The following is a 12177-nucleotide window of genomic DNA, read 5'->3' as shown; positions in this document are numbered from 1 at the left end:
TCCGGAGATCGCGGCGTAGCGTGGTGCGGGTGCCGTTCACACCCCCCGCGCACCTTCCCCGCACCCTCGGCGCGCTCCGCTCCTCGGAGCCCGCCGCCCCCCGCAGCGTCAAGGCCGAGATCCGCGACAACCTGCTCGCCGCGCTCCGCGCCGGCACCGACCCCTGGCCGGGCATCCTCGGCTTCGAGTCGACCGTGCTCCCGCAGCTCGAGCGCGCCCTGCTCGCCGGGCACGACGTCGTCCTGCTCGGTGAGCGCGGCCAGGGCAAGACCCGCCTGCTGCGCGCCCTCGCCGGCCTGCTCGACGAGTGGACGCCAGTGATCGCCGGTTCCGAGCTCGGCGAACACCCGATGGAGCCGATCACCCCGGCGTCCCGCCGACGGGTCACCGAACTGGGCGACGGCCTGCCCGTCGACTGGCGCCACCGCAGCGAGCGCTACACCGAGAAACTGGCCACGCCGGACACCGCCGTCGCCGACCTCATCGGCGACGTCGACCCCGTGAAGGTCGCCGAGGGCCGCTCGCTCGGGGACCCCGAGACGATCCACTTCGGCCTGGTGCCGCGGGCGCACCGGGGCATCGTCGCGATCAACGAGCTGCCCGACCTCGCCGAGCGGATCCAGGTGGCGCTGCTCAACGTCATGGAGGAGCGCGACATCCAGGTCCGCGGCTACACGCTGCGGCTGCCGCTGGACGTGCTGCTGGTGGCGAGCGCGAACCCCGAGGACTACACGAACCGGGGCCGGATCATCACCCCGCTCAAGGACCGCTTCGGCGCCGAGGTGCGCACCCACTACCCGCTGGAGCTCGCGGACGAGCTGGCGGTGATGGGGCAGGAGGCCGACCTCGTCGCCCCCGTGCCGATGTTCCTGCTGGAGATCATCGCCCGGTTCACCCGGGCGCTGCGCGAGTCGAGTGCCGTCGACCAGGGCTCGGGGGTGTCGGCCCGGTTCTCCGTCGCCGCCGCCGAGACCGTGGCTGCGGCCGCGCTGCGCCGGTCGGCGCTCGCCGGGGAGCCGCACGCGACGGCCCGGCCGGTCGACCTCGAGTCGGTGCCGACCGTGCTGCGCGGCAAGCTGGAGTTCGCCTCCGGCGAGGAGGGCCGCGAGACCGAGACGCTGACGCACCTGCTGCGCCGCGCCACCGCGGACACCGCCCGCGCCCGGTTGCGCGGGCTCGACCTGACCCCGCTGACCGAGGCGGTCTCGCAGTCGCCGGTGCGGACGGGGGAGCGGGTGCCGGCCGCGGCGGTGGTGTCCGCCCTGCCGCGCTCGCCGGTGCTGACGGAGGTCGCCCGGCGGCTGGACGCCGCGGGCACCGAGGACCCGGGCCCGATGGCCGCCGCGGCGGAGTTGGCGCTGGAGTACCTGTTCCTCACCCGCAAGCTCGCCAAGGACGAGAGCGACGACGAGACCGTCACCTACGGCTGACCGCCCGGCGACCGGCACCCGTCCCGCGACGGGTGCCGGCCCCGGCTAGGTGCGCCGGCGGATCGCCTCGAGCGCCGCCACCGCCGCCACGCCGACGACGAGGTGCATCAGGGCCAGCGCGATCCGTGTGCCGGAGTCGGTCACCGCCATCATCGGCCCGGCCACCGACAGCAGGGCCAGCAGGCCGCCCACCGCCTGTCCGGTCCGCAGCAGCCAGACCCGGAGGCGGCCGAGCAACGCGGCGAGCAGCACCCCGACGACCATCGGCCAGATCGCGACGACGACGTCGACGGCTCGTACGACGTGCGGCGTGCCCCGGTCGTCCAGCACGAAGGAGGCGCCCGCCGCGTGCCCGGCGAGCATCACCACCCAGCTGGTCACGATCGCCGCGGCGGCGGCGACGAGGGTCGTGAGGAACACGTACGGCCAGGTCGCGACGACCCGCGGGGGCCGGACGAGGCCGGTGGTGGCGAGGGCTGCGGACGGCGTGGGGGACACGGTGACCTCCTCGGTACCGGGCCGCCGATCGGCGACCCTCCGCCCAGCCTGCGACGTGAACCATGCTCGAGGTCAAGGCTCGGGACGGCTGGGCGCACGCACGGGACCGCCCGACGCGCTGCGCGGCGGTACAGCGTCATCGGGCCGTTACCGTCGCGGCGCCCGGCACCGGCCGGGCACCCACGGCGGTGACCCGCGGCCCTCCGGTGGCCGCGACCTCCCCGGTCCCGCCGCGCGGGATACCGGAGTGGTGGAGCGTGATGCGCGAGCTCGGGCAGATACGGATCGAGGAGCATTCCGGCGAGACGGCCGTCGGCCCGGGCGACGACCGGGACGACCCGCCGGTCGTCGTGCCGGCCCAGGACCGCGAGCGGTCATCGGCCGCCCTGGAGATCCCGCCGGGCGAGGCCCCGCCGGACGACACCGCGCCGGACGACACCGCGCCGGACGACACCGCGCCGGACGACACCGCGCCGGACGACATGGCACCGCCTGCGGACCCCTCGCCCGTCGCCGCGGCGCCGGCTCCCGTCGAGCCGCGCGGCCCCCTCGACACCGCGGGCTTCCATCTCACTCCGGGTGCGGCGCGGACGCGGGAGCCGGCGCCGCTGTTCACCGAGCCCCTGCCGGTCGGGCCCCCGTCCGCCGCAACGCAGCCCCGGACCACGCCGCCCGACGACCCGTCGACGCCCACCCGACCCGTGACCGGCGAGCCGCCGCAGCGTCGCCTGGGCCGGATCGCCGCCCTGCTCGCGGTGCTCGTCGTGGCCGCCGCCGGGGTCGTCCTGGCGCTGACGCTGCTGGCGCGCCCGGCGGCGCCCGAGGTGGCGACTCCGCTCGCGGTCCCGGCCAGCGCGGCCGTACCGACGGTCGCGGCCACCGTCCCCGTCGGCCCGGCACCGGGCTACATGGAGCTCGCACCGAACGGCGCCTACGCCTACATCGCCAGCCGGGCCTCGGGCACGTTGACGATCTTCGACACCGCCCGCGACGTCGTCACCGGCCGAATCCCGGTGCCCGACGGCGGACCGCAGTTCGTCGCCTTCTCCCCGGACGGCGCGCGGGCGTACGTGAGCATCTACTCCGAGGACGGAGCGGTGAACGAGGTCGGCGTGCTCGACACGACGACCGCCCGGTTCACCGCGCGGATCCCCGTCGGCGTGCGACCCTTCGCGCTGGACGTGCTGCCCGACGGCAGCCGCGTCTACGTCCCCAACCACGACTCCAGCTCGATCTCGGTGATCGACACCGCCCGCGAGGCCGTCGTCGCGACCATCGCCGTGGCGCCCAACCCACACTGGGTCGACGTCTCCCGCGACGGCACCCGGCTCTACGCCGCCAACCACGAGTCCAACGTCATCTCCGTGATCGACACCGCCACGAACCGCGTACTCGCCACCGAGCCGGTCGGGGTCAGTCCGCACAGCATCCTGGCCCACCCGGACCTGCCGTACGTCTACAACGTCAACTACGACGACAGCACGCTCTCGGTCACCGACACCGCCCGCGCCGCGGTGGTGGCGACCGTCGCGACCGGCACCCACCCGCAGGACGTCTCCCTCGCTCCCGACGGGCGGCACGGCTACGTCGTCGCCGTCGACGCCGACACCGTCCAGGTGTTCGACACCGCGGCGTTCCGCGTGACCGCGACCGTGCCGACCGGGAACAGCCCCACCAGCGTCGCGGTCGCCCCGGACGGGCGGCGCGCCTACGTCACGAACCTCAAGGACGGGACCCTGACGATCCTCGACACCGTCAAGTAGGCCGTTCGCGGGCGTAGCCTCGCCCACGTGCCCCGTCACGATCGCCGGTACGCCTACGGCCCCTACACCGACGGACCCGACCCCCTCGCCCCGCCCGTCGACCTGCGCGCCGCGCTCGACGCGATCGGCCGCGACGTCATGGAGGGCTCCTCGCCGCGGTCCGCGCTGCAGGAACTGCTCCGCCGCGGCATGGACGACCCCAACAGGAATCCGATCAGGGGCCTCGACGACCTGACCCGCCAGGTGTGGCAGCGGCGCAGCCGCCTGCAGCGCGACAACCGCCTCGACGGCACGCTGCAGGAGGTCCGCGAGCTGCTCGAGCGCGCCCTGGAGGCCGAGCGCACCGCGCTGGCGAACGAGAACTCCGACGACGCCCGCTTCCGCGAGATGCAGCTCGACGCGCTCCCCTCGGACACCGGTGGCGCGGTCCGCGAGCTCGACTCCTACGACTGGCGCTCCGCCGAGGGCCGCGAGGCCTACCAGGAGATCCGCGACCTGCTCGGCCGCGAGATGCTCGACCAGCGCTTCGCCGGCATGAAGCAGGCGATGCAGAACGTGACGCCGGGCGACGTCGAGCAGATCCGCGAGATGCTCGACGACCTGAACTCCCTGCTCGCGAACCACGCGCAGGGCCAGGACACGCAGGAGCAGTTCCAACAGTTCATGCAGAAGCACGGCGAGTTCTTCCCGGAGAACCCGCAGAACACCGACGAGCTGGTCGACCTGCTGGCCCAGCGCGCCGCGGCCGCGCAGCGGATGCTCAACTCGATGAGCGCCGAGCAGCGCGCCGAGCTGGCCGAGCTCTCCCAGCAGGCGTTCGGCGACCCCCGGCTGGCCCAGGCGCTGGCCCAGCTCGACGCCCAGCTGCAGGGCATGCGGCCGGGGGAGGACTGGACGTCGCCGGGGCGGTTCCGGGGCGACAACCCGCTCGGCATGGGCGAGGCCACCCGCGCCATGGAGGAGCTGGGCCGGCTGGACGCGCTGGCCGAGCAGCTGTCGCAGTCCTACCCGGGCGCCACTCTGGAGGACATCGACCTCGACGCGCTGGAGGCGCAGCTCGGCGAGCAGGCCCGCGTCGACGCCCGCGCGCTCGCGGAGCTGGAGCGCGAGTTGCGCCGGCAGGGGCTGTTCGAGCGGATGCCCGACGGCTCGCTGCGGCTGTCGCCGAAGGCGCTGCGCAGGCTGGGGGAGTCGGCGCTGCGCGACGTCGTCGACCGGCTCGGCAGCCGCCGCGGCGAGCGCGAGACCCGCCGCTCGGGTGCCTCGGGCGAGCCGACCGGCGCCACGCGGCCGTGGGCGTTCGGCGACACCGAGGCCTGGCACGTGCCCAGGACCCTCATCAACGCCGCGCTGCGCCGCGCCGCCGGCGACACCCGGCGGCTGGACGTCACGGACGTCGAGATCGTCGAGACCGAGCAGCGCAGCCGGGCCGCGGTGGCGCTGTGCGTCGACACGTCGTGGTCGATGGTGCAGGACGGGCGCTGGGTGCCGATGAAGCGCACCGCACTGGCCCTGCACCAGCTGATCTCCACCCGGTTCCGCGGCGACGCGCTGAAGCTGATCACCTTCGGGCGCCACGCCCGCGACGTCGAGCTCGGCGAGCTGATCGGCCTGGACGGCGCCTACGAGCAGGGCACGAACCTGCACCACGCCCTGCTCCTGGCCGGACAGCACCTGCGCCGCAACCCGGACGCGCAGCCCGTCGTGCTGGTGGTGACCGACGGCGAGCCGACCGCGCACCTCGAGCCCGACGGCTATGCCGCGTTCGACTACCCGCCGTCGCCGCAGACGTTGGCGGCCACGGTGGCGGAGGTGGACCGGCTGACCGGGCTGCGTGCGTCGTTCACGTTCTTCCGGCTCGGCGACGACCCGCGCCTGGCGCGGTTCGTCGACTCGGTGGCGCGGCGGTGCGGGGGCAAGGTCGTGGCGCCGACGCTGGACGGGCTGGGGGCCGAGGTGGTGGCCGACTACCTGCGGGTGCGCAAGTAGCGCCCTCAGGGCACGTTCCAGCTTCCCGGCCGTCCGGGCGAGCCCGGTTCGCCGGCCATGGGGTAGGCGCCGTCGGTCAGGCGTTCGATCAGCCCGCGTGTCCACTCGATGCCGGCCGCGGCGCCCGCCTCCCACAGCCCGAACAGCTCGCGGACGTGCGGGGGATCGGTCCACCCGTCGAGCTGGGCCTGGGCCTTCTCCCGCCGCTGCTCCAACGCGGCGAGCCGCTCCTGCAGCAGCGCCAGTGCCTCGGGGCGGGGGAGGGCGGGCAGGAGCGCGAGTGCGGCCCCGATCAGATCCGGCCGGGGCTGGGGCTGGCGCAGGGCGTCGCGCAGCAGCCGGCGGAACTCGGCCAAGCCCCGCTCGGTGAGCTCGTAGTCGGTGCGCCCGGGGACGTCGTCGTGCACGCGCAGGAGTCCGGCACGGGTCGCCTGGCGCAGCGCGTGGTAGATCGACCCCCACTTGACGTTCGCCCACTCGCCCGCACCCCACGACAGCAGGTCCGCGCCGACGCGGTAGCCGTGCACGCGGCCGTAGCCCCGCACGACCCCCAACACCAGCAACCGCGTGGCGGACACCCCGTCAGGGTAGGGCGCGCCGCCCACCGTTCCGCCCCCGACAACTCCACGATGTGCGCTGATCGATCTTCGGACGAAGGAGCGGTGCAATGAGCCGGACGTGGGCGGCGCTGGGCGTGGCTGTGGGTGTCGGGCTGGGTGTGGTCACCGCGGGCTGCGGGGCGCCGGCCGCGTCGCCCCCGGCCCCCGAGACGGTCACGGTCACGGCGCCGGCCCCGGTCGAGCCCCGCCCCGCGAGCTCGGCCGCGACGCCGGCCGCCGGCGGCACGCCGCGCTGCACCACCGCCGGGCTGTCCGCCGCGCTCGGTGAGGGCGACGCCGCGGCCGGTTCGGTCACCCGGCCGCTCGTGTTCACCAACACCGGAGCTGCCCCGTGCGAGCTGCGCGGGTTCCCCGGGGTGTCGTACGTGGCGGGCGCCGACGGCCACCAGGTCGGCCCCGCGGCCCAGGAGACGGGGGAGCGGGCGGGCGAAGTGGTGCTGCGGCCCGGCGGGAAGGCACAGGCCCTGGTGCAGTTCGTGCAGGTCGCGAACTTCGACGCCGCGGTCTGCCAGCCGACGCGCGTGCGCGGTCTGCGGGTCTACCCGCCGGGCGACACCGCCTCGCTGTTCGTGGCGGCCGACGGCACCGGCTGCGCGGGAACCCCGCCCGGACCGCAGCTCTCCGTCCGGACGATCACCGCGGTGTAGGACTCAGAGGCGGCAGGACCCGCGAGGGGCGGCGAGTCCTGCCAGGATGGCGGACATGGCGACGCCCCCTCCCTACGCCCCCGACCCCGACCGCTACGCCGGCTTCGAGTCCGGCACCACGTTCCGCCGCTGCGGGCGCAGCGGCCTGGACCTCCCGGCGATCTCGCTGGGGCTGTGGCACAACTTCGGCGACGACCGGCCGCTGGAGACCCAGCGGGCGACCCTGCGCCGGGCGTTCGACCGCGGCGTCACCCACTTCGACCTCGCCAACAACTACGGCCCGCCCTACGGCAGCGCCGAGGCGAACTTCGGCACGCTCTACGCGCAGGACTTCCGCCCGTTCCGCGACGAGCTGGTCCTCTCGACCAAGGCCGGCTACGACATGTGGCCCGGCCCGTACGGTCAGGGCGGCGGGGGCCGCAAGTACGTCCTCGCCAGCCTGGACCAGTCGCTCGCACGGATGGGCGTCGACTACGTCGACATCTTCTACAGCCACCGCTTCGACCCCACGACACCGCTCGAGGAGACGATGGGGGCGCTCGACACGGCCGTGCGCTCCGGGAAGGCGCTGTACGCCGGCATCTCCTCCTACGGCCCGGACCGCACCCGCGAGGCCGTGCGCATCCTGAACGAGCTGGGTACACCCCTGCTGATCCACCAGCCGTCGTACTCGATGCTCAACCGCTGGATCGAGGAGGAGCTGCTCGACGTGCTGGAGGAGACGGGCGTCGGCTGCATCGCCTTCTCGCCGCTCGCCCAGGGCATGCTGACGAGCAAGTACCTCGGCGGGATCCCCGAGGGCTCACGGGCGTCGCGCGAGTCGTCGCTGTCGCCGGACCTGTTGAGCGACAAGAACATCGAGCACGTCCGCGCGCTGAACGCGATGGCGAAGGAGCGCGGCCAGACCCTCGCGCAGATGGCACTGGCGTGGGCGCTGCGCGACCCGCGGGTGACGTCGGTGGTCATCGGGGCGAGCAGCGTCGCCCAGCTTGACGACAGCCTGGGCGCGCTGGACACCCTGGCATTCGACGACGCCGAGCTGGCCCGGATCGACGAGCACGCCGTCGACGCCGGGATCAACCTGTGGGCACGGTCGGCGGAGGCGTGAGCCTTGGCCGGTGAGGTGGCCGAATACCAGCCTTCCCCACGCGCCTCTGACGCGCGAGCAGGCTCTCCGCCGGGTTCCTGTGACGTGTGGCCGCCGGGCCGCTACCCTCCCCGTATGACGTCCGAGGAGCCCGCGGCGACGGATCCCGGTGCGCTGCGCGCCGAGCTCGGGTTGCCGCCGGTCGGGGTCAAGCTGAACCGCGAGCAGTCGCTGCGCCTGCTCGCCGCGCTCGACACCGGCCGCGAGCCGATCCCCCCGCACGTCCGGGCGTGGTCCCACCAGGTGCTCGGGCTCCACGCCCGCACTGCGTGACGGGACTGGTCGGCGACACCGGCGCCGTCGTCGCGCTGGCCACCGGCTCCACCCTGCACGCCCGCGACCTGCTCCAGGCCGCCGTCGCCGAGGGCATCACCCTCGCCGTACCCGCCGCCGCGTACGCCGCGGCGTGGGCGAGCTCGGCACCGTTGGGCCGGATGCTGCTCGACGGGTTCCTGGACCTGTCCGTGGTCGTCGTCGATCCCCTCGACGCGCAGACCGCCCGCGCCACCGCCGTGGTGCTCGCCCGCGCCGGCGGGCGCGCGTCGCTGGACTTCAGTCAGGTCGTGGTGTCGGCCCAGGCCCGGAGTTGGCCGGTCATCACGGCCACGCCCGGCCCGCTGTTCGCGCTGGCGCCCGACGTCGCGGTCGAGGTTCTGCCGTAGCCGCAGCTCATGCGGGAGCCGTCACAGACCCAGCAGCAGGTCCCGGACGGCGGCCGGCTGGGACAGGAACGGGTGGTGGCCGGCGGCGAGCTCGACGTACACCACGACACTGGCCGCCGCCTGGTCCGCGTTCACCGGGCCGCTCGGCCGGCCCTACCTGCCGCTTTCTCGACACCCTCGCAGCCCGCCGTGCGGACATCTGGGTGCCGACTACCGATGTCCGGGCGTCACGACCGCCGTAGAAAACGGGGTATGGCACAGACCGATCTTGATCCGTGCGCCATCGCGCGCCGCTCCGTCCAGATCATGGCGACGGGCAGCTTCGCCGACTTCGAGGAGGTCGTGCACCCGGCCGCCCGCAACCGTGAGGACGTCGACGAGCCTCCGGCGAGCCGTGGCCGCGGTCCGGCGGCGTTCTACGCCACGGCGCTCTGGCTACGTGGGGCGTACTCCGACCTGGCGTGGGAGGAGCACGACGTGGTGCAGGACGGCGACCTCGTCGTCATCCACGTCACGATGTCCGGCCGCCACACCGGCGAGTTCGTCTCCTACGGACCGGACGGGCGGCCCGCGCAGGCCTTTCCGGCCACCGGACGAAGGTTCGCCACCACCCAGAGCCACTGGCTCCGGATCGCGGACGGCAAGGTGATCGAGCACTGGGCGAACCGGGACGACCTCGGCACCGCCATGCAGCTCGGCTGGACCCCGCCCTCGCCGCTCTACCTCGCGCGAATGATCATCGCAACTCGGCGGGCCAAGCACGGCGCCGGGGGAGCGGCGGCGTCGTCGGCGCAGGTGGGGAAGTAGCAGTACGCCGGGCGGGCCCACGGGGAAGCCCCCAGCACGCCACACTTGTCATAACGGCGATTATCGGCTCAACGTCGTCGCAGGGTTGGTGGCGACTTCGCACAGGCAATGGCCTCTGCGGAGACGACGGCATCTCTGCGGAGAACGCCGTCGACGGTAGTCACGCGCCGACGTAGGCCGCGAGGTGCTCGCCCGTGAGGGTCGAGCGATCGGCGACCAGATCCGCCGGTGTTCCCTCGAAGACGATCCGGCCGCCGTCGTGGCCCGCACCCGGACCCAGGTCGATGATCCAGTCGGCGTGCGCCATGACCGCCTGGTGGTGCTCGATGACGACCACCGACAGACCTCCGTCGACGAGCCGGTCGAGCAGGCCGAGCAGGTTCTCGACGTCGGCGAGGTGCAGGCCGGTGGTCGGCTCGTCGAGGATGTAGACCGACCGGAATCCACCACGGCCCTTCTCCCCCATCCGTGTCGCCAGCTTGAGCCGCTGCCGCTCGCCGCCGGACAGCGTGGTGAGCGGCTGGCCGATGGTGAGGTAGCCGAGCCCGACGTCGGCGAGCCGCTCGAGGATCTTGTGCGCCGCCGGGGTACGCGCGTCGCCGCTGCCGAAGAACGCCTCGGCGTCCGTCACCGACATCGCGAGCACCTCGCTGATGTCTCTGGCATTCTCGGGGCCGCCCAGGTGGTACTCCAGCACCGCGGCGTCGAACCGCTTCCCCTCGCACAGCTCGCAGGTGGTGGCGACCCCCGCCATCATCGCCAGGTCCGTGTAGATCACGCCGGCGCCGTTGCAGGTGGGGCAGGCGCCTTCGGAGTTCGCGCTGAACAGCGCCGGCTTCACGCCGTTCGCCTTGGCGAACGCCTTGCGGATCGGCTCGAGCAGGCCGGTGTAGGTGGCCGGGTTGCTCCGGCGCGAGCCGCGGATCGCGCCCTGGTCGATCACCACCACGCCATCGCGGCCTGCCACCGAGCCGTGGATCAGCGAGCTCTTGCCCGAGCCCGCCACGCCCGTCACCACGACCAGCACGCCGAGCGGGATGTCGACGTCGACTCCCCTGAGGTTGTGGGTGTCCGCGCCGCGCACCTCCAGCGCACCCGACGCCGCCCGCACCGAGGGCTTGAGGGCGGCGCGGTCGTCGAGGTGCCGGCCGGTGAGCGTGCCGCTGGCCCGCAGGGCCTCGACGGTGCCCTCGAACACCACCTCGCCACCGGCGGTCCCGGCGCGGGGGCCGAGGTCGACGACGTGGTCGGCGATCGCGATCGCCTCCGGCTTGTGCTCCACGACGAGCACCGTGTTGCCCTTGTCGCGCAGCTGCTGCAGCAGGACGTTCATCCGGGCGATGTCGTGCGGGTGCAGCCCGATGGTGGGCTCGTCGAAGACGTAGGTGACGTCGGTGAGCGAGGACCCGAGGTGGCGGATCATCTTGGTGCGCTGCGCCTCGCCGCCCGACAGCGTGCCCGACGGCCGGTCGAGCGAGAGGTAGCCCAGCCCGATCTCCACGAACGAGTCGAGGGTGTGGCGCAGGGTCGCGAGCAGCGGCGCCACCGACGGCTCGTCGAGGCCGCGCACCCAGGCGGCAAGGTCGCTGATCTGCATCGCGCACGCGTCGGCGATGCTGATCCCCTCGATCTTCGACGAGCGGGCGGCCTCGCTGAGCCGGGTGCCGTCGCACTCGGGGCAGGTGGTGAACGTGGCAGCACGCTCGACGAACGCGCGGACGTGCGGCTGCAGCGAGTCGATGTCCTTCGACAGCATCGACTTCTGGATCTTGGGGATCAGACCTTCGTAGGTCAGGTTGATGTTGTCGATCTTGATCTTGGTCGGCTCCCTGTGGAGCAGGTCGTGCAGTTCCTTCTTCGTGTAGTCGCGGATCGGCTTGTCCGGGTCGAAGAAGCCGGAGCCGATGAAGATGCGCCCGTACCAGCCCTCCATGCTGTAGCCGGGGATCGTGAACGGGCCCTCGTTGAGCGACTTGTCCTCGTCGTAGAGCGCGGACAGGTCGATGTCGTTCACCCTGCCCATGCCCTCGCAGCGCGGGCACATGCCGCCGGTGATGCTGAACTCGCGGCGCTCCTTCACCTTCTGCCCGCCGCGCTCGAGGGTGACGGCACCCGCGCCGCTGATCGAGGCGACGTTGAACGAGAACGCCTGGGACGAGCCGATGTGGGGCCGGCCCAGCCTGCTGAACAGGATGCGCAGCATCGCGTTGGCGTCGGTGGCGGTGCCGACGGTCGAGCGGGGGTTGGCGCCCATCCGCTCCTGGTCGACGATGATCGCGGTCGTCAGACCGTCCAGCACGTCGACGTCCGGCCGGGCCGACGTCGGCATGAAGCCCTGCACGAAGGCGCTGTAGGTCTCGTTGATCAGCCGCTGCGACTCGGCGGCGATCGTGCCGAACACCAGCGAGCTCTTGCCCGAGCCGGAGACGCCGGTGAACACCGTCAGCCGGCGCTTGGGGATGTCGACGCTGATGTCCTTGAGGTTGTTCACGCGGGCGCCGAGCACGCGGATGAGGTCGTGGCTGTCAGCCGGATGCGATACATCGGCGTGCTGCGCCGGCAGCGGCGACTCCGTCCGCGTGGCGGTGCTCATCGGATCTCCCTCGCTCGGGTG

The 12177-nt window shown here is 73.4% G+C and carries 11 protein-coding genes; 8 read left to right on the top strand and 3 right to left on the bottom strand.

The annotated features are described in order from the left end of the window. Nucleotides 1–29 precede the first annotated feature (29 nt). Nucleotides 30–1430, top strand: a complete 1401-nt coding sequence (locus RM445_RS17665) for an ATP-binding protein (protein ID WP_311557631.1) — start codon at nt 30–32, stop codon at nt 1428–1430. A 45-nt stretch (nt 1431–1475) separates the two neighbouring features. On the opposite strand, the gene RM445_RS17660 is transcribed toward RM445_RS17665, so the two are convergent. Then, a complete protein-coding gene (locus RM445_RS17660; protein WP_311557629.1) occupies nt 1476–1928 on the bottom strand; it encodes a DUF6069 family protein in 453 nt (150 codons plus the stop codon). 62 nt (nt 1929–1990) lie between these two features. Here RM445_RS17660 and RM445_RS17655 point away from each other — a divergent pair, with 62 nt between their 5' ends. Both RM445_RS17655 and RM445_RS17650 read left to right on the top strand, forming a co-directional pair. Further along, nucleotides 1991–3691, top strand: a complete 1701-nt coding sequence (locus tag RM445_RS17655; RefSeq protein ID WP_311557628.1) for a YncE family protein — start codon at nt 1991–1993, stop codon at nt 3689–3691. 27 nt (nt 3692–3718) lie between these two features. Continuing rightward, the gene (locus RM445_RS17650) at nt 3719–5680 is read left to right on the top strand and encodes a VWA domain-containing protein (protein ID WP_311557626.1); all 1962 of its coding nucleotides are present in this window, start codon (nt 3719–3721) and stop codon (nt 5678–5680) included. A 5-nt stretch (nt 5681–5685) separates the two neighbouring features. Here the strand turns inward: RM445_RS17650 and RM445_RS17645 are convergent, their stop codons facing one another. Then, the gene (locus RM445_RS17645; RefSeq protein WP_311557624.1) at nt 5686–6258 is read right to left on the bottom strand and encodes a PadR family transcriptional regulator; all 573 of its coding nucleotides are present in this window, start codon (nt 6256–6258) and stop codon (nt 5686–5688) included. Between the two features lie 89 nt (nt 6259–6347). Here RM445_RS17645 and RM445_RS17640 point away from each other — a divergent pair, with 89 nt between their 5' ends. The 5 genes from RM445_RS17640 (at nt 6348) to RM445_RS17620 (ending at nt 9563) form a co-directional block, all read left to right on the top strand. Further along, nucleotides 6348–6947 (top strand): DUF4232 domain-containing protein, encoded by a 600-nt coding sequence (locus tag RM445_RS17640; RefSeq protein ID WP_311557623.1) that lies wholly within the window; start codon nt 6348–6350, stop codon nt 6945–6947. Between the two features lie 55 nt (nt 6948–7002). Next, the gene (gene mgrA, locus RM445_RS17635) at nt 7003–8055 is read left to right on the top strand and encodes an L-glyceraldehyde 3-phosphate reductase (protein WP_311557621.1); all 1053 of its coding nucleotides are present in this window, start codon (nt 7003–7005) and stop codon (nt 8053–8055) included. Nucleotides 8056–8169: 114 nt separating this feature from the next. Next, complete coding sequence (locus RM445_RS17630) at nt 8170–8367, top strand: hypothetical protein (RefSeq protein ID WP_311557620.1); 198 nt, start codon at nt 8170–8172, stop codon at nt 8365–8367. Beyond that, a complete protein-coding gene (locus RM445_RS17625; protein ID WP_311557618.1) occupies nt 8364–8756 on the top strand; it encodes a hypothetical protein in 393 nt (130 codons plus the stop codon). Before RM445_RS17630 ends, RM445_RS17625 begins: the two co-directional genes overlap by 4 nt. 252 nt (nt 8757–9008) lie before the next feature. Next, entirely contained in the window at nt 9009–9563 is a 555-nt protein-coding gene (locus tag RM445_RS17620; protein ID WP_311557617.1) for an ester cyclase, read from the top strand. A gap of 160 nt (nt 9564–9723) precedes the next feature. Here RM445_RS17620 and RM445_RS17615 read toward each other — a convergent pair whose 3' ends face one another. After that, nucleotides 9724–12156 (bottom strand): excinuclease ABC subunit UvrA, encoded by a 2433-nt coding sequence (locus tag RM445_RS17615; RefSeq protein ID WP_311557615.1) that lies wholly within the window; start codon nt 12154–12156, stop codon nt 9724–9726. Between the last annotated feature and the right edge of the window lie 21 nt (nt 12157–12177).

The sequence above is a fragment of the Pseudonocardia charpentierae genome (genome assembly GCF_031845345.1).
Classification (GTDB): domain Bacteria; phylum Actinomycetota; class Actinomycetes; order Mycobacteriales; family Pseudonocardiaceae; genus Pseudonocardia; species Pseudonocardia charpentierae.
The sequence above is the reverse complement of the archived record's forward strand: the minus strand, read 5'-3'. Positions and strand labels throughout refer to the sequence as shown.